The 22,119-nt window shown below is 67.1% G+C and carries 17 protein-coding genes; 4 read left to right on the forward strand and 13 right to left on the reverse strand.

The features are described 5' to 3' along the window. Positions 1-39: 39 nt before the first annotated feature. The gene (locus RXV79_RS04155) at positions 40-1,026 is read right to left on the reverse strand and encodes a potassium channel beta subunit family protein (protein ID WP_316702211.1); all 987 of its coding nucleotides are present in this window, start codon (positions 1,024-1,026) and stop codon (positions 40-42) included. A 117-nt stretch (positions 1,027-1,143) separates the two neighbouring features. On the opposite strand from RXV79_RS04155, the gene otnI reads away from it, so the two are divergent. After that, a complete protein-coding gene (gene otnI, locus RXV79_RS04160; RefSeq protein ID WP_316702212.1) occupies positions 1,144-1,938 on the forward strand; it encodes a 2-oxo-tetronate isomerase in 795 nt (264 codons plus the stop codon). Here otnI and RXV79_RS04165 read toward each other — a convergent pair. After that, positions 1,910-2,818 (reverse strand): 5'-nucleotidase, encoded by a 909-nt coding sequence (locus RXV79_RS04165; protein WP_316702213.1) that lies wholly within the window; start codon positions 2,816-2,818, stop codon positions 1,910-1,912. The genes otnI and RXV79_RS04165 overlap by 29 nt on opposite strands. 127 nt (positions 2,819-2,945) lie before the next feature. Between RXV79_RS04165 and RXV79_RS04170 the strand changes: the two genes are divergently transcribed. From RXV79_RS04170 to RXV79_RS04180, 3 genes are all read left to right on the forward strand, one after another. Continuing rightward, positions 2,946-3,140 (forward strand): hypothetical protein, encoded by a 195-nt coding sequence (locus RXV79_RS04170; protein WP_316702214.1) that lies wholly within the window; start codon positions 2,946-2,948, stop codon positions 3,138-3,140. 8 nt (positions 3,141-3,148) lie between these two features. Continuing rightward, on the forward strand, positions 3,149-4,039 hold the full coding sequence (locus RXV79_RS04175; protein WP_316702215.1) for a response regulator: 891 nt from the start codon (positions 3,149-3,151) through the stop codon (positions 4,037-4,039). Positions 4,040-4,125: 86 nt separating this feature from the next. Then, positions 4,126-6,027 carry a hybrid sensor histidine kinase/response regulator gene (locus RXV79_RS04180; protein WP_316702216.1) on the forward strand — a complete coding sequence of 634 codons (1,902 nt, stop codon included), beginning with the start codon at positions 4,126-4,128 and terminating at the stop codon, positions 6,025-6,027. Between the two features lie 21 nt (positions 6,028-6,048). Here RXV79_RS04180 and RXV79_RS04185 read toward each other — a convergent pair whose 3' ends face one another. The 11 genes from RXV79_RS04185 to gspL form a co-directional block, all read right to left on the reverse strand. After that, positions 6,049-6,477: a globin family protein gene (locus RXV79_RS04185; protein WP_316702217.1), complete on the reverse strand. Its 429-nt coding sequence runs from the start codon at positions 6,475-6,477 to the stop codon at positions 6,049-6,051. 266 nt (positions 6,478-6,743) lie between these two features. After that, positions 6,744-7,718: an SEL1-like repeat protein gene (locus RXV79_RS04190; RefSeq protein ID WP_316702218.1), complete on the reverse strand. Its 975-nt coding sequence runs from the start codon at positions 7,716-7,718 to the stop codon at positions 6,744-6,746. An 83-nt stretch (positions 7,719-7,801) separates the two neighbouring features. After that, on the reverse strand, positions 7,802-9,769 hold the full coding sequence (locus tag RXV79_RS04195; protein ID WP_316702219.1) for a phospholipase D-like domain-containing protein: 1,968 nt from the start codon (positions 9,767-9,769) through the stop codon (positions 7,802-7,804). Positions 9,770-9,786: 17 nt separating this feature from the next. Further along, positions 9,787-13,101: a type VI secretion system Vgr family protein gene (locus RXV79_RS04200; RefSeq protein ID WP_316702220.1), complete on the reverse strand. Its 3,315-nt coding sequence runs from the start codon at positions 13,099-13,101 to the stop codon at positions 9,787-9,789. 127 nt (positions 13,102-13,228) lie between these two features. Further along, entirely contained in the window at positions 13,229-14,230 is a 1,002-nt protein-coding gene (locus tag RXV79_RS04205; RefSeq protein WP_316702221.1) for an AAA family ATPase, read from the reverse strand. 213 nt (positions 14,231-14,443) lie between these two features. Further along, entirely contained in the window at positions 14,444-15,658 is a 1,215-nt protein-coding gene (gene gspF, locus RXV79_RS04210) for a type II secretion system inner membrane protein GspF (protein WP_316702222.1), read from the reverse strand. Between the two features lie 16 nt (positions 15,659-15,674). Continuing rightward, positions 15,675-17,096: a type II secretion system ATPase GspE gene (gene gspE / locus RXV79_RS04215; RefSeq protein WP_316702223.1), complete on the reverse strand. Its 1,422-nt coding sequence runs from the start codon at positions 17,094-17,096 to the stop codon at positions 15,675-15,677. Positions 17,097-17,111: 15 nt separating this feature from the next. Continuing rightward, the gene (gspD, locus tag RXV79_RS04220; RefSeq protein WP_316702224.1) at positions 17,112-19,391 is read right to left on the reverse strand and encodes a type II secretion system secretin GspD; all 2,280 of its coding nucleotides are present in this window, start codon (positions 19,389-19,391) and stop codon (positions 17,112-17,114) included. 2 nt (positions 19,392-19,393) lie between these two features. Next, positions 19,394-20,293, reverse strand: coding sequence for a type II secretion system protein N (gene gspN, locus RXV79_RS04225; RefSeq protein ID WP_316702225.1), 900 nt, complete (start codon positions 20,291-20,293; stop codon positions 19,394-19,396). Then, positions 20,293-20,808 (reverse strand): type II secretion system protein M, encoded by a 516-nt coding sequence (gene gspM, locus RXV79_RS04230; RefSeq protein ID WP_316702226.1) that lies wholly within the window; start codon positions 20,806-20,808, stop codon positions 20,293-20,295. The genes gspN and gspM overlap by 1 nt, the downstream gene beginning before the upstream one ends. Beyond that, a complete protein-coding gene (gene gspL, locus RXV79_RS04235; protein ID WP_316702227.1) occupies positions 20,805-22,058 on the reverse strand; it encodes a type II secretion system protein GspL in 1,254 nt (417 codons plus the stop codon). The genes gspM and gspL overlap by 4 nt, the downstream gene beginning before the upstream one ends. Positions 22,059-22,119 lie beyond the last annotated feature (61 nt).

Below are 22,119 nucleotides of genomic sequence, written 5' to 3' on the forward strand. Positions count from 1 at the left end.
GGAGGCCCTGTGCGCAAGTTGGAATCCGACTGACCTGCGTCAGTCGGCGAGCTTGAGGGTGATCTCGTCGATGCGCTGGAGCACCTCGGGCGTGAGCTTCGGGATGACGTCGGCCGCCGCCAGGTTGCTCTGCAGCTGGCTCAGCTTCGACGCGCCGGTGATGACGGTGCTCACACGCGGGTTCTTCGCGGCCCAGGCGATGGCGAGCTGCGCCAGGCTGCAGCCGAGATCGGCGGCCACGGGTTCGAGCTTCGCTACCGCAGCGTTTTTCGCTTCGTGCGTGAGGCCTTCGACCAGGAAGGCCATGTCGCGCCGCGCGCCGCGGCTGTCGTCGGGCACGCCTTGCTTGTATTTGCCGGTGAGCAGGCCGCTTGCGAGCGGGCTCCAGGTGGTGAGGCCCAGGCCCATGTCGTCATAGAGGCGCAGGTACTGCTTCTCGACGCGCTTGCGGTGGAAGAGGTGGTACTGCGGCTGCTCCATCACCGGCTTGTGCAGGTGGTGGCGCTCGGCGATCTCGTAGGCGGCACGGATGTCGCCTGCGCTCCACTCGCTCGTGCCCCAGTAGAGCGCCTTGCCTTGGCTGATCATGTCGTGCATGGCCCACACGGTTTCTTCGATCGGCGTGCCGGGGTCGGGTCGGTGGCAGAAGACGAGGTCGACGAAGTCGAGCTGCAGGCGCTTGAGCGAGCCGTCGATGGCCTGCATCAGGTACTTGCGGTTGAGGGTGGCGCGGCCGTTCAGGGCCATGCGGTCCTTCGGCGACGCGAGGCCGAGGTAGAACTTGGTCGACACCACGTAGTTGAGGCGCGGCCACTTCAGGGCCTTCAGCGCCTCGCCCATCACCACCTCGCTCTGGCCGAGGGCATAGGCCTCGGCGTTGTCGAAGAAGTTGACGCCGGCGTCATAGGCGGCGGCCATCATTTCCTTGGCGGCGTCGATGTCGACCTGGTTGGCGTAGGTGACCCAGGAGCCCAGGGACAACTCGCTCAGCTGCAGGCCGCTGCGGCCCAGACGGCGGTAGTTCATGTGTCGTGCCTTCTTGGTATTGGTGTGAGCTGGCCGTTATACCGAAGCGCTTCGCGCGGCCTGGTGCGCAAGACAGAACACCCTCCTGCCGTCTCTTCACCTGATAAGGTGCCGGCCATGCCCCGTTTTGCCGCCAACCTCAGCTTCCTGTATGGGGAGCATGCGTTCCTCGACCGCTTTGCCGCTGCGCGCAAAGACGGCTTCGCGGCGGTGGAGTACCTCTTTCCCTACGAGCACACGCCGGCACTGCTTGCCGAGCACCTGCGCGAGCACGGGCTGCAGCAGGCGCTCTTCAACGCGCCACCGGGCGACTGGGCGGCGGGCGACCGCGGCATCGCCTGCGTGCCGGGGCGCGAGGCCGAGTTCCGGCGCGCGATCGAGCAGGCGCTGGAGTACGCCGCCGCCTTGCAGTGCCCGCGCGTGCACGTGCTGGCCGGCCTCTTGCCCGCCGGGGCCGAGCGTGCGCCGCTGCAGGCGCTCTATGTGCGCAACCTCGCGTGGGCGGCGCAACGCGCGGCCGATGCGGGGGTGAACCTGTTGATCGAGCCGATCAACCGGCGCGACATGCCGGGTTACTTCCTCAACCGGCAAGACCACGCGCACGCGATCGTCGACGAAGTGGGCGCGCCCAACCTGCAGGTGCAGATGGACCTCTACCACTGCCAGATCGTCGAAGGCGACCTGTCGGCGAAGTTGCGCCAATACCTGCCGACGGGGCGTGTGGGCCACCTGCAGGTCGCCGGCGTGCCCGACCGGGGCGAGCCCGATGCAGGCGAGGTGAACTACGCGTATCTCTTCGAGCTGATCGATGCGCTCGGCTACACCGGCCACGTGGGCTGCGAATACCGGCCGCGTGCCGGCACCACGGCCGGCCTCGGCTGGCTTAGGGCTTTGTCGCCAAGAGGTTCGTGACACCGGCCGCCACGTGGCCCGAGGGCACGTGGGGCAGGGCGTTCTCGATGTGGCCGGTCTGGTCGTCGAAGAAGAAGTCGGGCTCGAACTCGCGCAGGAAGGCACCCTTGGGCAGGCCGCCGAGGAACATGGCCTCGTCGATGTCGATGTCCCACTCCATCAGCGTGCGGATCGCGCGCTCGTGGGCCGGCGCGCTGCGCGCGGTGACGAGCGCAGTGCGCAGGCGCATGGCGGCCGACTCCTGGTTTTGCAGGGTCTTCAGCGCTTCGAGCAGCGGCTTGAAGGGGCCGGCGGCGAGCGGCAGGTTGGCGCGGTCGCGCTCGTGGGCCTGGAAGGCGTCGAGCCCGGCCTGCTGGAAGACACGCTCGGACTCGTCGGAGAAGAGCACTGCGTCGCCGTCGAAGGCGATGCGCACTTCGTTCGGGTGGGCATCCGATGCACGCGCCGAGTGCGGGTAGACGCGGGCGGCCGGCACGCCGGCACCGAGGGCCGAGCGCACGTCGGCCTCGTTGGTCGAGAGGAAGAGGTGCGCGTTGAGCGGCTTGAGGTAGCGCCAGGGCGATTCGCCGCGGGTGAACACGCCGCGCTGGATCGGCAGCCCGTAGTGCTTGGCCGAGCGGAAGACGCGCATGCCCGAGACCGGGTCGTTGCGCGACAGGATCACCACCTCGACCGCCGGCGACTTGGCGTTGAAGGCCAGCAGCTTGTGCACGAGCGAGAACGCGACGCCCGGCTTGGCGGGCACGCCCACGCGTTCGAGCTGGAGCTGCATGTAGGCGCGGTCGTCCTGCGCTTCGAAGAGGCGGTTCTCTTCCTCGAAGTCGAACAAGGCACGCGAGGAAATGGCGACGACCAGCTGGCCGGCGAGGGTGACGGGCATGCGGGGGATCATAAGTTCAGCCCGGTGAAACAAACGAAACACGGCCGCCACCGTCGTGAAATGCACGCGACACGCGGGCTTGCCACAGTCACGGTCAACACCTCGCCAGAACCTTCAGGAGCCTGCCATGACCGAACTCGTTGCCCAGACGCTGCACCGCATCTTCCACCGCACCGCCGCCCCGGCCACCGAGTTCGACAAGGCCGTCGCCCTGCGTGCGGCGAACGACCGCCCGCGCCGCCCCGATTTCGCCGAGACGCGGCCGGTGGTGTTCCGCAGCGAGGCCTTTGCCGAAGACCTGCTGCAGCCGCTCGCCGCGTGAGTGCGGCCGTGAGCGCCTTGCCCACGCGCCAGTGGCTCGCCGCCGTGCTGGCCACGGCCGGCCAGGCCGGTGCCGGCACGCATGCCAGCGCCGAGCGCGGCCGATATGATCCGGCCCTGTCACAGCACAGGGGAGCACGACCCATGACCGAGGGCGATGCGAGCGTGGCCACCAGCGTGCTGGTGGTGGATGACGAGCCCGAGTTGCGCTCGCTGCTCGGGGAATACTTTGGCCGCCACGGCTTCACGGTGCGTGCCGCCGCCGATGCGCTCGCCGCACGCCAGGCGATTGCCGAAGCGGCGCCCGACCTGGCCATCCTCGACGTCAACATGCCTGGCGAAAACGGCCTCTCGCTCGCGCGCTGGCTGCGCGATGCGCACCCGAGCGTGGGCCTGGTGATGCTCACCACGGCAGGCGAGTCGGTCGACCGCGTGGTCGGCCTGGAACTCGGCGCCGACGACTACATGCCCAAGCCCTTCGAGATGCGCGAGCTGCTCGCACGCTGCCGCGCGGTGCTGCGGCGGCTCAAGCTCTCGCAAGGCGTGGTGGCTGCCGCCGCCGCCGCGGCAGCCGAGTCGCAGGCCAGCCGGTGTGTGCGCTTCGGTGCCTGCCAGCTCGACCTCGACGAGCGCCGCCTCTTCGGTGCCGACGGCCAGGAGATCGACATCAGCGCCGCCGAGTTCGACCTGCTCGCGCTCTTCGCCCGCAACCCCAACCGCCCGCTCAACCGCGACCAGATCATGGAGCAGGCCCACAACCGCGGCTGGGACGTGTTCGACCGCTCCATCGACCTGCGCGTGATGCGCCTGCGCCGCAAGATCGAAACCAACCCCGACAAGCCGGAAGTCCTGAAGACCGTGCGCAACGTGGGCTACGTGTTCGTGCCGGCCGGCGGATGAAAAAACTCGAGCGGGAGTTTGCTTGGACGGGCCAGTCTCATTGGGGACTGGAACGATCCGCACTCCCGCCGCTTGCGCCCGAGCTGATGGGCGCCTTGCTCGACAACATCACCGCGCGTGTGGCGGTGGTCGGGCGTGACCACTGCTTCCTCTACGCCAATCGCGAAGCCCTCGCTTTCTACGGCCTGCCGCCCGAGCAGGTGATGGGCCAGCACCTGTCCAAGGTGCTGGGCGACACGGCCTACGCCGGCTACCTTCCGTGGGCGGAGCGACTCTTCAGCGGTGAATCGCTGCGCTGGCAGGGCTGGGTCGAGTACCCCACGCATGGCCGCCGCTTCCTGCAGGAAACGATGGTGCCGTTTGCGTCCGATGGCCGTGACGTGCAGGCCATCATCGTCTTCGGCCGCGACCACACCGAGCTCAAGTTGCGCGAAGAAGAGCTCGCCGAGCAGATCGGTCAGCTGCAGGCGAGCGAGGCGCTCAAGGCCGCCATCGTCGACCACGCGCTGGCAGCGCTGATCTCGACCGATGGTGAAGGCCGCATCGTCGAGTTCAACCCGGCGGCCGAGGCCATGTTCGGCCGGCTGCGCGCCGACGTGATGGGGCGCCTGGTGAGCGAAGTCATCATGCCCGAGCGCTACCGTTCGGCGCACGAGGCGGGCATCCGCCGTATGGAAAACGGTGGCGCCCCGCGCGTGCTCGGCAAGCGCATGGAGATGCATGCGCTGCGCGCCGACGGCAGCGAGTTCCCCATCGAGATGGTGCTGTGGCGCACGACTGTTGGCGGCACCGGCTACTACACCGCCTCGCTCGTCGACGTGACCGAGCGGCACAGCGCCGCGCAGCAGATCGAGCGCCAGCGCGACGCGCTGCGCCAGAGCGAAAAGCTGAGCGCGATGGGCAGCCTGCTCGCAGGCGTGGCCCACGAGCTGAACAACCCGCTCGCCATCGTGATGGGCCGTGCCAGCCTGCTCGAAGAGAAGTGCGACGACCCGGCGCTGCTGGCCGACGTGCAACGCATCCGCGAAGCTGCTGAGCGCTGCGGCCGCATCGTGCGCACCTTCCTCAACATGGCGCGCAGCAAGCCGGCGACGCGCGAGAACGTGTCGCTCAACGACCTCACGCGGGCGGCGGCCGAGATGCTGAACTACAGCTACCGCAGCCACGGCGTGGAGATGCGGCTGCAACTGGCCGACGAGTTGCCGAGCGTGAAGGCCGACGGCGACCAGGTCGGCCAGATCGTGTTGAACCTGCTCGTGAATGCGCAGCAGGCGCTCGCCGCGTGCGAAGGCGAGCGGCGCGTGCTGGTGGAGACGGGTGTCGAAGCGCGGCGCGAGAACCGCGAGCCGCGCGTGTGGCTGCGCGTGTCAGACAACGGGCCCGGCGTGCCGGCCGAGTTGCGCGGCAAATTGTTCGAGCCGTTCTTCACCACCAAACCCGAAGGCATCGGCACCGGCTTGGGCCTGGCGATGTCACGCTCGCTGGCGCGTGACCACGGCGGCGACCTCACGCTCGAACCCACCTCGCATCACGGAGGCGCCAGTTTCCGGCTGAACCTGCCGATCAGCGGCGAGCCGGTGCACGAGTCGGCGCCGGTGCCGCTGCAGGCGACGGATGCCGCCTTGCAGACACGGGTGCTCGTGGTCGACGACGAGTCGGAGATCACCGAGCTGATGCGTGACATCCTCGAAGCCGCGGGCTACGAGGTGGCCACGGCCGAGTCCGGCGAGGTGGCGCTGGCGCTGCTCGAGACGGCGCGCTTCGACGCGATCGTCTCCGACCTGCGCATGCCGGACATGGATGGGGCGACGCTCTGGCGAGAGGTCGACCAGCACCACCCACGCCTGTCGCGCCGCATGCTCTTCGTCACCGGCGACACCCTGTCGCCGGGAGCGCGCGAGTTCCTGCGCAAGGCGCGTTGCGCGGGCTTGGACAAGCCCTTCTCCAAAGGCGACCTGCTCGCCGCCGTCGCCAAGCTGGTGGAGTAGGGCCGGCAGGCCCCGTTGCGATTAAGCGGCTTGCGCTTCCGTCGCGGTGCGCGACGCTTCCATCATGGTGGTGCTGACGACGCCATACAGTGCCACCCAGGCCGCGTGCACGTCATCGGTGTAGGCCTCACCGAGACCTTGCCTCAGCGTCTTCAGCAGCGCCGCACCGACGGTGGCGTAGTGCTCATCTTTGACGCCGTAGTTGACGTGGCGGCTACCAAGCTTGCGCAGCGCGGGGATGAGCGCATCGGGTGCTTCCAGCAGATCAACCGCCGTCGCAATCATGTTCATCAGCCGCGCACCTTGCTGCGCCATGTTGCCCTGGAAGAGGCGCCGTAGTTGAGGATCGGCGGTGAAGAGGTTGTCGTAGAAGAGCGCGGCGGCTTGCTGGGCGATGGGTTCGATGAGGGTGAAGCTGCGGCGTATGTGTGCGATCTGGGTGGGGGTCATGGGATCTCCTGGTTCGTGGGACAAAGCCCTTGTGAATCGGAGGCCGCATGTTGATCGGAGCTTGATGCAGTGCTGTTTCAGCGACAGCTTGCGCGTGTTTCGTTGGTTTCGCTCTCTGGTGGGTCTCAGATCCGAACTACCTGCGTGAGAGGAGCACCTCACTCGCAGAGTCTCCCTCCTGGCTCTGTTCAGAAAAGGCCGGGCGGCCCTAGCGACTCATAAAGCCGTGGCCGAGCACCGCTGCTGGCCCGTACGCAGAAAGCAACCTACTTGCTCAACGGCCGACCGGTCTTCGGATCTAGGCCCTTGGCGTGGGCCATTTCGGCGATTCGCTCTTCAGTGGGCAGTGGCGGAGGAATGTTTGCCTCGAACGCCTCAAGCCACTTGAATTTCCCATCCCAGGCAGGTAGCGGTGCAGGAGGTAGCGGAACAATGTTGTCAATCTCGGGAACCGCGGCATTGAGGTAGTCGTAGCGATGCAAGAAATCCGCGATCGCCCGATATCGACGCTCCCGCTCGGCATCGACGGCTTGGCCAAGGCCAAAATTTGGATCGGCGTGGTCTCGAACCGAAAATGCATCGGCAAGCGAAGAGGCCGACACTGATCGACCGACAGCTGCGGCGATCTGGTAGTAGCGCATTGCGTCGGTGTGTTGCCGCTCAAGCTGCAGATGGATCGCGTAGCGTCCTGCTGCTTCAGCATGCCGTTGATCCGCCGCACAGCGCCACATGGCCATTCCGATATCGGCAATCTGCCGCCCATGCTCAAGATCTCCCAGCTTGTCACCCACAAGAAACTGTCCTTCCGGGCTACCCAGATCAGCTGACTTCCGGTAGTACTTCAGTGCTAGTTCCGGGTCGGCTTTCACGCCATAGCCGCGCTCCACATACCAGCCCATGGCGTAGTAGCCCGAAGGGATGCCACGCGCGATGAGCGACTCCGTGAGGTCCAGCACCTCTTTGCGCCGGTCGGCGCTGATGGTCTTGCCCGACTGGATGAGTTGGCGCAGTTCGATGTTCGCCTTGTCGTGGCCGTAGGCGTTGGCGATGCGCACTAACCGCTCAATCTTGAAGAACACCTCCTGCTTGGGTTGTAGCTTGTTGCCCTTGACCAGCCAGCGGGCATGCATGTACAGCTGATCGGCTTCAGCGTCGCGAGGCGGAATGCGCTCGCTCTCGTGAACGCAGGTAAACGCCAGCTGCGCCTTGATGGTTGAGGGAATGTCCTTGACGTCATTCATATGGGAGTCCTTGGCCTGGCACCCGAGAAGGGCCAGCCCCGACAGAAAGGCAAGCGTCGCTCGGATCGCGAAGTGCAGCAAGCTCAGTCCTTGTTGCTGATTTCGGGACTGGCGCGCAGGAACTCGCACAACTGGGCCGTCGGGCGGTGCTTGTACTTCTTCGCCGCAGCGTTCTGCTCCATCAGCTTCTGCCACTGTTCGAAGGCGAGGTTCAGAGACATTCCCGCCGTCACCCGTCCGGCTGTATACCTCTCCCATTGCGCATGCCGCACAGGCGCGGTGATTTCCGGCCGATGATGGGCAATGTTTATCTCGCTGTCGGCCTGCATGCTGCGAGTGTTGATGTTGGCGCTGCCGAGGGTCATGAAAGCGTCATCGATGAGCATCAGCTTGGCATGTATGTAGACCTCGGGCCACGAGTTACCGGGGGGCGTGTCAGGCGAAACAAGGGTGGCGACGTGCATTCTCAGGCCTGGCACATCGACAGCCTGGATGGTCTCACCGCCACCATCGGCCTCAAGTTTGGCCTTGGCCTCCAAGAGCTCACGCTGCTTGACCTCCAGCGGAGCCAGCTGCGCATTGATTGGTTCGTAGCGGCGGTTCAGGCCAGGGTTGGGTATGCCTTGCAGCATCCTCGCCTCGTTGTCCAGCGCTTTGCGCTGGTCTAGCAGCGGCTTCATTGCATCTTCATTTGCCTCGATCTGCGCCTCGAGCGACTCCATGCGCTGTTGGCGCGCCACCTGCGGAATGCGGTCGGCGCGGCCCAGGCTGTCCAGCATTCGATAGGTGTTCACAGTGCCGACACCCATGCCGGCGTCAGACGAATTAGTGATCACGAACACGTACAGCGACCCGTGCTGCTCTGGCCTCCGCCCCCATTGAGACATCTTGGCTGCGCTGGCCTTGATCTTCTCTGCTAGGGGAGGCCACCGGAAGTATTGGTTCTCGATATGAATGTACTGACCGGCGTTGCTCACAGCCTGCAGATAGCACTTCATGATGTCTTGCCGACCATACTGCGGCTGGGTGCGCAGGATCTGACAAACCGCGCGCGGGTCTTGCCCACGCGGCTGATGCTTGGAGAAGTCTGGTATCGACAGGGATTCGCCAGTTTCTCGGGTCCACGCTGCTGCGAAGTTGCGAAAGACATCCCCAACTATGGTGCCGGTAACGCGTGAGGAATAGTCGTGTAACGGTGTCGCACCGTTGCGCCCACGGTTGGGAGCATGGCGAGCGTAGCCATGTTCGGTCGTGTCCCAATAGCCATCTAGCATGTTGTGGCCCATTACGAAAGCCAGGGCCAACTGTGGGTCTTCGTGATCTATCACCACGGTTTTCTGGTGATGGCTGGTCGTCGCACTTACGAAGGCCTTGGTGGTGGCAGAAGCCCCTTTGTCCAGAAAATTCGTGCCGGCGATCCTGGCACTGTCCAACACCCCAAAAGCACGGCTAAAGAACCTCAGGCGGTCTCGGGGCAGGTTTTCATCGCCTCCGATGAACCTGGCTGCTGCGTCGATGGCCAAAGGGTCACGGTCGTAGTTGAGGTACCACCAGCGATCGTATTGATGTTGCTCGTCGCTGCTGGAGTCAGGCTTGTCAGCGAACGGAATCCAGCGTCTGCCAGGAGTGTTGTTCTCTCCGATGGCCAGCTTGCTGGAATTAGCCGCGGTAACCGGCTTGTTAGACCAAGCCCAGCCCAACACGCGCACCATTACGCCTTCTCGCGCTTTCTTTTCTAGCAGCGCCCCGATGCAGAGGGCTCGCCCGTCACGCACGAAATACATGCTGGGCTGGAAGCCCCAGCAGATGATGCTGATGCTCGTCTTGGCGGCTTCGATGGCGCGGTAGACCTCGCCGAAGGCTTCCTCTCCATTGATTAGCAGCTTGAACGATGCAAGCTTGGGCACGTATTCGCTCTTGTCTACGAACCACGGCGGAGTAATGGTTGCGGCGTACTGCCCCCGCTGAATAGGCACCGCGTGTTTGCTGGAAGCTTCGCTAGTTTCTGCCATGGTGTTCTTGACGGGGACGAAATCGAATGAGTGTGACAACTATGGTTCGTTGGGTCTCAGGCCTTGAATGACTGCTCATAGAACTCACGAAGTGATTCGCCTGTCCGCGTTTCACCGGTGTCCGGCGGAGCCAAGCCAGGTTCGTGTTTCAGAAACCCCTTGTTTGCAAGCGTGCCCCGCTTGGCACTGCGATATGAGTCGACCACCGGCATCTCATACCGGACGCCGTTTGCCAGCTCGACTTGATAGGCCTGAACCGTCGGCGAATGCATCACCAGCACAGTCCCTGTGTCATCGAGGACGTCCTGCTTTACCTGTGCACCATCTGCAAATAACTTGTACGGCATGCCCGCCCACCCGGACTTCACGCCGGCAGGAGCGTTGTCGAAAGTCAGCGTCATTGGAACGACCAGCGTCCCTCTCGGAAATTCCGACATGTCTTGGTTGAGACTCGCTGGCCCTCCAAAACTCTTCGTAGCCGCCCTGACCGTGATCTGCCCCGGACACTGCACCGTGATGCCCTCCGACCCAATGACGATCTGCGCGCCTCCGGATGTCGTGAGCGTGATCTTCTTCGCCGCCGCCCAATCGATGTGCGCATTGGCACTCTGCACATTCACGAGCCCCTTCGCCGCCACCTCCGCCTGATCGGCCTGGGCCTGCATCTGCACCGGCCCCTTGCCCGCGATCATCGTGAGGCCTGTGCCCTTGGCGCCTTGCCCGGCCTGCACCGCGCCGGCGAGGATGCCCAGGCTCTGCCCGGTATGCAGTCGTGCCTGCTGGCCGCCGGCGAGTTGCAGGTCCTGTCCGGCCTGCCAGCTGATGGCCTCGCCACTGGCGATCTGAATGTCTTGCCCGGCCACTGTTGCGAGGCCTGCCTTGGCGGTGATCGCGACGATCGGGTCTGCGGTGTGCGGCAGCTTGCCGTCGCTCGCCTGCGTGCTCTTCTTCCCCGCATCCGTGACGGCGGCGTCGAGCGAGGCGTTGCTCACCATGCCGCTGGCGGACTGGTGCAACGCCTTCATCGGTCCCAGCGTGTCGGACAGGCTGCTCTGATTGGCCTTGAGCGTGCCGATGGCGCTCGCCAGCGCGGTGGCCTGATGGGTCTTGGCTGCTTTGCTGAAGCTGTCGGCCAGGGTGGCCGCCTGCTTGAGCAGTGCCATGCCTGGGGCGTTGTCTCCGGCCGGGTCGGCCTCGCGAGTGCCGAAGCTCGTGATCAACAGCCCGTTGGTGGCGCGCACCGCGCCATAGGCATCGGTCCTCAGCTCGAAGCCGAGCCCGCGGTAGTGGCCGCGGTGGTTGTCGGCCTGGTGGATGAGGTGCCCGAGGTTCAGCTGCGTTGCATGCTGCGTGGTCGCGAGCTGCACCCGCAGCTGCCCCGGTGTGTCGTCGAAGACGAGTTGGTTGAACCCTTCGCCGCCGAACTCCTTGCTCTTGAAGCCGCTGAGCGCCGCCGCGTTGTTCTGCGCGGCAGCGTCCTTCGTGGCTGTGCCGGGGGCGCCGCCGTGCCAAGCCGGGCTGTGGCCGCCTGAGCCACCGGCGATCAGGTTGCCCTGCGCGCTGGGCCCGTGGTTGTGGCTGGTCGTGTAGGCGCTGGGGTCGGCTTCGGCGGCAGCGCCACCGGGTGTGGGTGGCAGGCCCGCTTCGCCCCGGCCGTTGTAGAGGCTGCCCAGCACGATCGGGCGCTCGATGTCGCCTTCGATGAAGTCGAGCAGCACCTCCTGCCCGATGCGCGGGATGTGCTGCAGCCCCATCCCGGCCCCGGCCCAGCGCTGCGCGACGCGCACCCAGCAGCTGCTGCGGTTGTCGGCGCGGGCATCGGCGCCCGGGGCGGCTTGCCAGTGGAACTGCACCCGGATGCGGCCGAGCGCGTCGGTGTAGAGCTCATCGGCCCCTTGGGGGCTGGTGCTGCCGTCCGGGCCGACGACGATGGCGGTCTGCGCACCGAGGGCGGTGGGCGCCGTGGCCGGCAGCGGGCGCCAGGGGATCAGCCGTCGCAGCGCCTCGAAGCGGTTGGCATAGCCGAGCTGCGCGGCCTGCTCGCCGAGCATCGGGTCGTGCGCCAGGGTGTCGAGCAACTCGCTTGCGGGAGCGCCGTCGAGTTCGGCGAAAGGGTCGGCGGCGGGCTTGCGCATCAGGCGCTCACCCAGCTCCTTGGGCAGGTTGTTGACGCCCAGGCCGTGCACGCTGTGCACGCAGAACTCGCGGTCGGCTTTGCCTTGCAGCTCGGAGAGGGCATCGAGCGTGCTCTGTGTGAGCGCGAAGTGCTCGCCCGCGCGCAGACTGCGCACGGTGCTGCGGCCGAGCCAGGTCTTGTGGCGCGCTTCGAAGGCCTGCTGTCGGCAGGTGGCGCGGTGCAGCAGCTCGGTGCTGCTGCACGTTCCGGTGTCGGCGGTGGCGCCTGCCGGGTCGTAGTGCTGCAGCCAGGAGGCCATGTCGCGCAGGGACTCGCTGGTGTAGTCGTAGGCGGTGGGCGCTTCGGCGGCGATGGCGCGCTTGGCTTGGTAGTCCCACTGGAGCACGGCGCTGGCCGCAGGGCTCAGCTGTCGCCATCCGCCAAAGCTCTGGATGGCGTCTTGTTCTTCGGCGGCCGAAGAACGGTGGAAGCGGATGCCGGCACCTCCGACGGCGCTCTTGGAGGTCGCGTTCTCGGGCCAGCGCGCGCTGTCGGCGAAGAAGACGACACGGTGACCGCTCGGTGCGTCGTCGGCTTCTTCGACACGCCAGCCCAGGCCTTCTTCGGCGAGCAGGCGCTGCAGGAAGGTGAGGTCGCTCTCGCGGTACTGCACGCAGTAGGAGCGCACGCCGCCGTTGGGTCCGCGAGCGAGGAAGGCTGCGAGGTCTTCGGTCTCGCCGTCGGCGCTGGTCTCTCCCCAGCGCCACGCGGCATGGGCTTGGTAGGCCTCGGCGCCGAGCACGTCGTCAAGGATCTGGATGACGGTCTTGTCTTGCCACACGCGGCTCGCGCGGGTGTGGCCGAGCAGGGCGAGCCAGGGCTGGATCAGCAGCTCGTGGCGCACGAGGCCACCGTCGGCACCGCCGTCACGCGCTTCGAAGACGAGGCCGCTGCGGCGGTGGCGGGTGCCGTCGGCCAGCGTGGCCAGCAGCGTGATGCGCTGGCCCAGCAGCCCTTGCAGGCGGATGCGGTTGTGCACGCACAGGGTGTGCAGCTGCAGCTGGAACGGAGTGCTGACCGTGTCGACGAGGCTGAAGCGCTCGACCATCAGATCGCTCAGCTGCCCTTCGCCTTCCAGGTTGTAGAGGCGTTGTGCGCTCGTCCAGCTGGCGAGCAAGGAGTTCAGTGCGCTGTCGAGGCCACTGAGCACGCTCCCCACGGCGCCTTGCATGGCGTCGCTGAGTCGGTCTCGCATTCTTGTGTCTTCCCTGTGCCGATTTCGAGCGGGAATTTTGCAGCGCCAGCTTCCTCGCGGCGCGCGGCACACAAAGCGTTACAGCCCCCTGTAAGAGGGATGGAACGCAGCCCCCTGGAGCAGGGGGTTACTGCACGAAACCGATGCTGGATTTCTTGAAGCCGGTGTCGGGCAGATCCGCCACCTCAACGCGGTCGCGTCGTGCGAGTTTGGCGTTGCCGAAGGCCGTCATCCAGGCGCGGCGCATCTCGCGTGGCGCCATTTCGCTCATGCGGTCGAGCACGTCGGGGCTGGGCTCGGGGGCGAAGCGGCTGCCCCAGTCGTGGTCAGCGCGGATGCTGCGGTAGAGCTTGGCGGCGATGTGGCGGGCAGCGTCGCGGTCGGGCGCCTGCACTTCGTACACGTTCATCCGGTTGAGGATGGGCTCGGGGATGCTGCGGCCATCGTTGGCGGTGGCGACCCAGATGACCTGGCTCGCGTCGATGGGCACCTCGGCAAATTCGTCGGTAAAGCTTCCCGCCGTGTCGTGCTCGAGCAGGCTGTACAGCGCGCCGAGTGGGTCGTAGGCGTGCTCGCCGCCGGCCTTGTCGATCTCGTCGACCACGAGCACGGGGTTGGCGTACTGGCCGTCCACGAGTGTCTCGAAGACCTTGCCGGGGCGCGCCCCTTTCCATTGGCTCGACGCACCCGAGAGCACCCAGCCTGCGGTGAGCGAACTCATCGAGATGAAGCCCATGCCGGTGCCCAGCAGCTTGGAAAGTTCACGCGCGAAATGCGTCTTGCCGACACCCGGCGGGCCGAGCAGCAGCAGCGGCGTGATCTCGAGTGCATCGCGGCTGTCTTCGCAGAGCGCGATCTGGCGCTTCACGTCGTCGAGCACGTCCGAGAAGTTGGGCAGGTCGTCGTAGAGATGGTCCATCGCCGGCAGGCCCGACGGCTTGACCTGGAAGCGCTCGGGCCCCTTTTCCAGCATGCGCTCGTAGGTGGAGCGCAGGTGTTCGTGCTCCTTGTCAGGCAGCTTGTCGAGCTTGCGGCCGACGTCGTCGACCCGGTAGAGGCTGCGCATGCGGGCGATCGGGATGCTGCCGCCCCGAGCCGACACGGTGACCAGGTCCTTGGATGCGCTCATACAACCTCCAGAAAACGCAAACCTTCGGTTCATTGAAGCAAACGACACCGTCGTATAGCCATCAATAACAACCCGAATTCCTGCGCATTTCTTCGCAAGCCGCGTGCCAGCGCGCCTGCAAAGCCCGGCGCCCATCAAGCCACGCCCAAGGCACGGGTTTCCCGGGCCGATGGGTGGCGCGCCTCGGGGGCAGGAGCGAAGCGACTGGGGGCCTTACTTGACCCAGGTGTTCAGCTGAATGATCGGCATGAGCACTGCGAGCACGATCAGCATCACCACCGCCCCCATCACGACGATGAGCAGCGGCTCGAGGATGGTGGCCATCGCGAGCGCGCGGCGTTGCACCTCGGTGCTGGTCTGGGTGGCGGCGCGCTCGAGCATGCGCGGCAGCTGGCCGGTCTGCTCGCCCAGGCGGGCGAACATGGCGATGATCCCGGGGAAACGCTTCTTGCCGGCAAGCGCAGATGCGAGTGGCGCCCCTTCACGCACCTGCACCAGCGCATCCATCGCATCGGCTCGCATCGCGCGGTTCGAGAGGGTTTCAGCCGCTGCTTGCAGGGCCTTCAGGATGGGCACACCCGCACCGGCCAGCATGGCCAGCGTGCCGGAGAAACGCGCCGCGTTGTAGCCGCGCGCGAGCTTGCCAATGAGCGGCACGGTGAGCATCGAGGCGTCGAACTGCTCGCGGAAAACCTCGTTGCGTAGCATCAGCTTCAAGCCAATGCCGCCGCCGATCAGCGCGAGCAGCATGAACCAGCCGTAGTTCCGCACGAACGCGCTGATGGCGAGCATCGCCACCGTCAGCGCGGGCAGTGCACGCTTGGAGTTGGTGAACACCGACGCCACCTGCGGCACCACGTAGGTGACGAGGAAGATCACGATCACGACGGCGATCAGCGACACGATCGCCGGGTACAGCGTGGCGCCGATCAGCTTCGCCTTCAGCTGTTGGCGGCTTTCGAGGTCGTCGGCCAGGCGCTCGAGCACGGTGCCGAGCGCGCCGCTTTGTTCACCGGCGGCCACCACGCCGCGGTACACGTCGTCGAACTCGCGCGGCATGCTGCCGAGCGCACGGGCGAAGGGCGAGCCGCCGTTCACTTCGCTGCGCAGATGGGCCACCAGCTCGCGCTGGCGTGGGTCTTCGGCTTCGTCGCTCAGGGCGGTGAGGGCGCGCTCCAGCGGCAGGCCGGCACCGACGAGGCCGGCAAGCTGGCGCGTCCACACCGCGAGGCTGGTCGAGCTGAACACCTTGCGCGAAAGGTTGAGACCCTTGGTCTCGGTGCCCGCCGAGGCGACTTGCGTGACGTCGAGCGGCACCAGCGCCTGCGCGCGCAGTTGCGAGCGGGCGGCCTTGAGGTTGTCGGCCTCGACCAGGCCGGTCGTCGTCTTGCCGGCGGCGTTGAGCGCTTCGAACTTGTAGGCGGGCACCGAGCCTTACTCCTGCTTATTCCCGTGTGACCCGCATCACTTCTTCCGGCGAGGTGATGCCTTCCATCACCAGCCGCTCGCCGTCTTCGCGCATCGAGCGCATGCCGTTGGCTTCGGCCGCCACGAAGATCTGCGATTCGGCGGCACGGCCGTGGATGAGCGCGCGCACCTTCTCGTCGGCCACCATCAATTCATACACGCCGGTGCGGCCCTTGTAGCCGCTCTGGCCGCATTCGGGGCAGCCCACCGGGTGCCAGCGGCCGCGCGCATCCTGCTTCTTGCAGTGCGGGCAGAGCTTGCGCACAAGGCGCTGCGCGAGCACGCCCAGAAGCGACGACGACAGCAGGAAAGGCTCGATGCCCATGTCGGTGAGCCGGGTCACGGCGCTGGGGGCGTCGTTGGTGTGCAGCGTGGCGAGCACCAGGTGGCCGGTGAGCGAGGCCTGCACCGCGATCTGCGCGGTCTCGAAATCGCGGATCTCACCGATCATGATCACGTCCGGGTCCTGGCGCAGCAGGGCGCGCAGGGCCTTCGCGAAGGTGAGGTCGATCTTGGCGTTGACCTGCGTCTGGCCGATGCCGGCGAGTTCGTATTCGACCGGGTCTTCCACCGTCAGCACGTTGGTTGTGCTGGTGTCGATGCGCCCGAGCGAGGCATAGAGCGTGGTCGTCTTGCCGGAGCCGGTGGGGCCGGTCACGAGCACGATGCCGTGCGGCTGCTGCACGAGCTTGTCGAAGTTCTTGAGCGTGTCGCCGCCCATGCCCAGGCCTTCGAGGGTGAACTTGGTCTCGCCCTTGTCGAGCAGACGCAGCACCGCACGCTCGCCGTGCGACGAGGGGAGCGTGGACACCCGCACGTCGACCGCACGGCCGCCGATGCGCAGCGAGATGCGGCCGTCTTGCGGCAGACGCTTCTCGGAGATGTCGAGCTCGGCCATGATCTTCAGGCGCGAGATCAGCGCGGCGTGCAGCGCCTTGTTGGGCTGAACCACCTCGCGCAACGTGCCGTCGACGCGGAAGCGCACCGACGAGCTGCGCTCGTAGGGCTCGATGTGGATGTCGCTCGCGCCGTCTTTCGCGGCCTGCGTGAGCAGGGCGTTGAGCATGCGGATGATCGGCGCGTCGTTGGCGGCTTCGAGCAGGTCTTCCACCGCAGGAAGGTCCTGCATCATGCGGCTCAGGTCGACCTTGCTCTCGACTTCGCCGATCACCGTGGCTGCGCTCGACTCGCCGCCCGCATACGCGGCGGCAATGCGGTTGCCGAGCGTGCTGGCCGATTCGCGCTCGAGCTTGTCGATCGAATACAGCCGCAGCACTTCGCTCAGGGCCGGCAGCGAGACCGTCTCGGGCGCCCACAGCACGAGGTGCTCGCCGTCGTCTTCGAGCAGCAGGTTGTGGGCCTTGGCGTAGGCGTAGGGGAGAGGATGGCGGGCGCCCATGTGCGTCTCGGCCGATCAGTTCGTGCGCGGCGGCGTGGCCGACGGCGCAGAGGCCCCCGCCGGCGGCGAAATCAGCGGCGCGGGCACCGGCTGTGGCGGCGTTGGGCTCGGAGGTGGTGTCCGTGTGCCCGAGTCGCGCAGTCGCTGCGACTGCTCGCTTTCTGCGGGCGTGCGAAGCGGCGGCACCACGGGCGCGCCGTTGGGCAGCACGATGCTGTAGCCGGGTTGGGCATCTTTCTGCGTGGCGCGGATCAGGTCGTAGCGGTCGAGCGAGAAGTTGTTGACGGCCGCAGCGTCGCGCATCACCACCGGGCGCAGGAAGACCATCAGGTTGGTGCGGCGCTTTTCGCGCGTCTCGCTGCGGAAGAGGGCGCCGATCAGCGGGATGTCGCCCAGCAGCGGCACCTTGTTCTTGGTTTCCTCGAAGCGGTCTTCGATCAGGCCGCCGAGAACGATGATCTGGCCGTCGTCGACGACCACGTTCGACTCGATCGAGCGCTTGTTGGTGGTCGGGCCGGCGTTGGTGGTGCCGGGTGCCACGTCGCGGCTGAGACTCGACGACTCCTGGTAGATCGTCATGCGCACCGTGCCGGTCTCGCCGATCTGCGGCTTGATGCGCAGTGTGATGCCGACGTCCTTGCGCTCGACCGTCTGGAACGGGTTGGTCGTGGCGGTGCCGGTGTTGGTGAACTGCCCGGTGATGAAGGGCACGTTGCTGCCGACGATGATCTTCGCTTCTTCGTTGTCGAGCGTGATCAGGTTCGGCGTGGAGACGATGTTGGTGTTGGTCTGGCTCTGCAGGAAGCGCGCGATGGCGGCCAGGCCATAGGTGCCGGCGAAGTCCTTGATGATGCCGATGTTGAGGCCTTCGCCCAGCAGTGTGGCGCTGGCACTCGTGACCGAGCCGCCGGCGAGTGCCGCGGTGATGCCCAGCAGGTTGCCGGTGGTGCCGAAGTTGGTGCCGCCCACCACACCGACCTTGTCGCCTTCCTTGCCGGAGAGGCCCTGCCACTGGAAGCCGAAGTCAGCGGCGTTGTTGCCCACCACCTCGACGATCATGCTTTCGATGTAGACCTGCGCGCGGCGCGAGTCGAGCTGGTCGATCACGGCACGCAGCTGACGATAGACGGGCTCGGGCGCGGTGATGATGAGCGAGTTGGTGGCCGGGTCGGCCTGGATCATGCCGCCGGTCGACACCGCTGCGGCCGGGGTGATGGGGCTGGCTGCGGCGGCACTCTGCCCTCCGGTGTTGCCTGCCGCCTGCCCGCCGATGCCCACGTTCGCCGCGGCCTGGGGCTGCGCCGCCGTGCCACCGCCGCCGAGGCCACCCCCAGCGCCGGTGGCCGAGGTGTTGCCGGCGCTGTAGGCCGCGCGCAGCACCGTGGCCAGGCGCGTGGCATCCGCGTTCTTCAGGTAGACCACATAGATGTTGCCCATCGGGTTGTCGCCAGTGGTCGGCCGGTCGAGCTTCTCGACGATGGTCTTGATGCTGGCCATGCGCGCCGGGGTGGAGGCGCGCACGATCAGCGCATTGCTGCGCGGGTCGACCATCACCGACGAGGTGGCGGCGCCCACGCCGGGCACGCCCGGGGCGCCCGCGGTGGCGCTGCCGTCGCTCAGGCGCTGCACCAGCGTGGCCACGTCGGCCGCGACCGCATGCTTGAGCGGGATGATCTCGACGTCGCCGGCGCTCGGGGTGTCCATCGCCGCGATGATCTTGGCGATGCGCGCGAGGTTGTCGGCGTAGTCGGTGATGACGAGCGTGTTGTTGCCCGGGTTGGCGTTGATGGTGTTGTTGGGGCTGATCAGCGGGCGCAGCACCGGCACCAGGTTGTTGGCGTTCTCGTGGCTCAGCTTGAAGATCTGCGTGAGCACCTGGTCACCCTGGCGGGCCACGCCGCCCACTGAGACCGTGCTCGACTGCAGCTTCGCGTCGGCTTCCGGCACCACCTTGAAGAGGCCACCCGACTCGACCACCGTGAAGCCCAGGCCGCGCAGCGCGGCGAGGTAGTTGAGGTAGGCCTCGCGCGGCGACAGCGGCTCTTCGCTGTAGAGCGTGATCGTGCCCTTGACGCGCGGGTCGACCACGAACTGCTGCTTGAGGATCGCCCCCATCGCACGCGACACGCCTTCGATCTCGGCGTTCACGAAGTTGAGCGTGACGGGTTCGCCTTTGAAGCGCGAATCCCGCGCCTGCGCGTAGGCGAGAGGCGGCAGGACGGCCGTGCCGAGCAGCACGGCGGCAAGTGCTGCGGCGAGCGGGCGCAGCGACTTGTGGAGGGGTGCATTTTTCATGCTTATCCGATCGAGATGACTGACACGGCGCCGTTGCGCCGGCCGATGATGTTGAGCAGGTTGTTCAGCGCGGATTCATCGGCTTCGGTGGCGGCGCGCGCTTCGCCGCGGAAGCGCACGCCATTGGGGCCGGCGGTGCCTTCTCCATTGAGTTGCAGCGCGCCTTCGAGGGTGGACAGGCGCAGTTGCGACGAGCCGCCGGCCGCGCCGATCAGGCTGAAGCGGTAGCTGCCCAGCGGCTCGAGCGTGGACACGCGCGACGAGGCCTGCAGCATGTCGATCTCGGCCTGGCCGTCGACGATCCAGCGGCCCTGCACCAGTTCCATCTTGAGGCCCGACGACATGAGGCGCAGCGAGCCGCCGAGTTGCAGCGTGTTCCACGGTGTGCCCAGGCCGCCAAGGAAGGCGCCCGGCCACTGGCCGATCCAGTCGGGTTTGGGGGCGAGTTCGACCGACATGCGGCCGAGGCCCGGCTTGAGGTGCACGCTCACGGTGTCGTTGAGGCAACAGGCGTGCCGTGCACGCAACTCGAAGCCGAGGCCCTTGAGGCGCAGCGTCCATTCCAGTCGGCCGGGCAACGAGCTGGCGTCGCGGCTGCCGGGGCCGCCGGTGAGCACGGCGATGGCGCTGCCCGACCACACGGTGCCGCGGGCATCGGAAAGCAACACACGTTGGCCGGTGGCGCTGGCCACGGCGCTGGCGAGCCACGCGGCCGGCGCGAAGAGCACGAGCCCGAAAACCACGCCCAGCAAGGAACCGAACACGGCCCAGCGGGTGGCCGCGCTGCGCGACTTTTCCCAGGCGATCTCGGCGTATGACGACTCCTGCCATTGCGTGGGCACCGCGCTCGACGCGAAGCGGCGGCGCAGGCCGCGGCGGGCGGGTTTGCGAACGGCGGCCATCAGTTGCCTCCTCCCAGGCTCACGACGAGGGTGCCGGCATAGCCTTGCGGGCCACGCGTCAGCTGCGCCTCCACCGGCCGGGCGCGTGCGCCGCTGCGGGCTTCGGTCAGCCAGGCGCGCAGGGCTTCGCCGGTTACGCCGCTGAGGGTGAGGGTGGCGCGGTCGCCCATCACGGCGAGCTTGCCTTTGTCGCCCAGCCGCTCGGTGGCCGATTTCAGGGCCTGCGCGGCCTGCGTGGCCGGCACCGGCGCCGCGCCACGCAGATCGCGCGCTTCGGTGGCCATGCGTTGCATGGCCTGCAGCTGCAAGTCGAGCGAGTCGATCTGGGCGGGCGCCTCGCGCAGGGTGCGCAGGGCAGGCGCGACACCGATCATCCAGACGATGGCGATGCCGATGGCGATCCCGGCGAGGGTGAGGCCCATGCGCTCGCGCGGCGGCATGGCAGCCCAGCGCTGCAGCGCCTCGGTGCGCAGGGCCTGGATCGGGGCGGGGAGCTTGGCGGTGGGGCGGGTCACAGCGGCCTTCCTGCGGCAAGGCCGGCGGGAGCACGGCTGAGGGTGAGGGTGCCGTCGCGGGCGTCGACTTGCCAACCGCGCGGGCGCAGCTGGTTGCGGAACTGCTCGATCTGGTCGGGGTTCCAGCCGGCCGCCGAGAGCGTCAGGCGGCCTTGCTCGAAGCGCAGGTTGTCGACGGGTGGGCGGTCGCCCGGCCAGGCGTTGGCGGCGGCTTGCAGCATGGGTTCGAGGTCGTTTTCGCCGGGGATGCCCGCGGCGGCACGGAGCGTGTCGGTTTCGCGGCGCATCTGGACCGGGGCGTCGAGCACGCCCGAGACGTGCGGGTGGGTCTGCTTCAAGAGCGCGACCATCGCGTCGCGCTTGGCCTTCATGGTGCGGCTCTGGTGGCCGGCCCAGAGGTTGAGGCCGATCAGCTGCACCACCACGAGCGTGGCGAGGCCGTAGCGCGCGGGCTTCCAGGCCGGGGTGAGGAACTGACGCCACAGGTCGCGCAAGGCGCGGGTGCCGCGGTTCTTGCGGGCCAAGGTGAACTGGCGCAGGTTCCACAGCGAGCGCGAGGCCTGCAGGGCGCGCTGGGGCCAGTCCATCACCGTCATGGGCACGCCGAGCCAGCGTTCGGCCGCGGCGGCGGTGGCCGGGGTGGCGCTCCAGCGGGCGCCTTCGGGCAGGGGGTTGGGGAGCAGCGAGCGAGCCAGCGTGCCTTGCAGGTTCATCTGCACCACCCCGTCGGGGTGGGCCCAGGTCAGCGTGGCGCCTTGAGACGGATCGCCCACCTCGGCAAAGTGGCCGGAGGGTGGCTCGTCGGGCCACGACATCGGCACGACACGGTCGATGAAGATGTTGGCCTTCTCGAGCGTGGCCAGCTCGGCGGTCAGCCAAGCGCGGTCGACGACGGCCACCCACGTGGGTTCACCGGCGCTGGCGCCCGGTGCCACGGCGATGTGCACGGTGGAGGCTTCTTCGAGCAGGGCATCTTCGAGCACACCGACCAGCGCCGCCTGCAGGCGCGCGGCCGGTGCCTTGGGCAGTGTGATGCGATGCCAGCTCACATCGGCATCGGCGAGCACTGCAACGGCGCTGGCCGCCTTGGGCACCAGGGCCACCGGGGCGCGGCCTTGGGCCGACGTGGCCAGGCCATCGGGCGTCAGCACATAGTCGTATTCCGTGCTGAGGCCGCCCTCAGGGGCAGGCGCGGCTTCACGGGCCTGCAGGTGCGGGCGCGGAGGGATCTGGACGACGAGCGTGCTCATACAGGGTGCGAGAGTAACGGAATTAAAACTGCACGACCGTACAAACCTACCCGAATCAACA

The organism is Piscinibacter gummiphilus, assembly GCF_032681285.1.
GTDB lineage: Bacteria > Pseudomonadota > Gammaproteobacteria > Burkholderiales > Burkholderiaceae_C > Rhizobacter > Rhizobacter gummiphilus_A.

What these genes read in the sequence shown, in the direction of transcription:
- RXV79_RS04155 (WP_316702211.1), bottom strand. Translation starts at nt 1,026, where the DNA reads ATGAACTACCGCCGTCTGGGCCGCAGCGGCCTGCAGCTGAGCGAGTTG.
- otnI (WP_316702212.1), top strand. Translation starts at nt 1,144, where the DNA reads ATGCCCCGTTTTGCCGCCAACCTCAGCTTCCTGTATGGGGAGCATGCG.
- RXV79_RS04165 (WP_316702213.1), bottom strand. Translation starts at nt 2,818, where the DNA reads ATGCCCGTCACCCTCGCCGGCCAGCTGGTCGTCGCCATTTCCTCGCGT.
- RXV79_RS04170 (WP_316702214.1), top strand. Translation starts at nt 2,946, where the DNA reads ATGACCGAACTCGTTGCCCAGACGCTGCACCGCATCTTCCACCGCACC.
- RXV79_RS04180 (WP_316702216.1), top strand. Translation starts at nt 4,126, where the DNA reads ATGGGCGCCTTGCTCGACAACATCACCGCGCGTGTGGCGGTGGTCGGG.
- RXV79_RS04185 (WP_316702217.1), bottom strand. Translation starts at nt 6,477, where the DNA reads ATGACCCCCACCCAGATCGCACACATACGCCGCAGCTTCACCCTCATC.
- RXV79_RS04190 (WP_316702218.1), bottom strand. Translation starts at nt 7,718, where the DNA reads ATGAATGACGTCAAGGACATTCCCTCAACCATCAAGGCGCAGCTGGCG.
- RXV79_RS04200 (WP_316702220.1), bottom strand. Translation starts at nt 13,101, where the DNA reads ATGCGAGACCGACTCAGCGACGCCATGCAAGGCGCCGTGGGGAGCGTG.
- RXV79_RS04205 (WP_316702221.1), bottom strand. Translation starts at nt 14,230, where the DNA reads ATGAGCGCATCCAAGGACCTGGTCACCGTGTCGGCTCGGGGCGGCAGC.
- gspE (WP_316702223.1), bottom strand. Translation starts at nt 17,096, where the DNA reads ATGGGCGCCCGCCATCCTCTCCCCTACGCCTACGCCAAGGCCCACAAC.
- gspD (WP_316702224.1), bottom strand. Translation starts at nt 19,391, where the DNA reads ATGAAAAATGCACCCCTCCACAAGTCGCTGCGCCCGCTCGCCGCAGCA.
- gspN (WP_316702225.1), bottom strand. Translation starts at nt 20,293, where the DNA reads ATGGCCGCCGTTCGCAAACCCGCCCGCCGCGGCCTGCGCCGCCGCTTC.
- gspL (WP_316702227.1), bottom strand. Translation starts at nt 22,058, where the DNA reads ATGAGCACGCTCGTCGTCCAGATCCCTCCGCGCCCGCACCTGCAGGCC.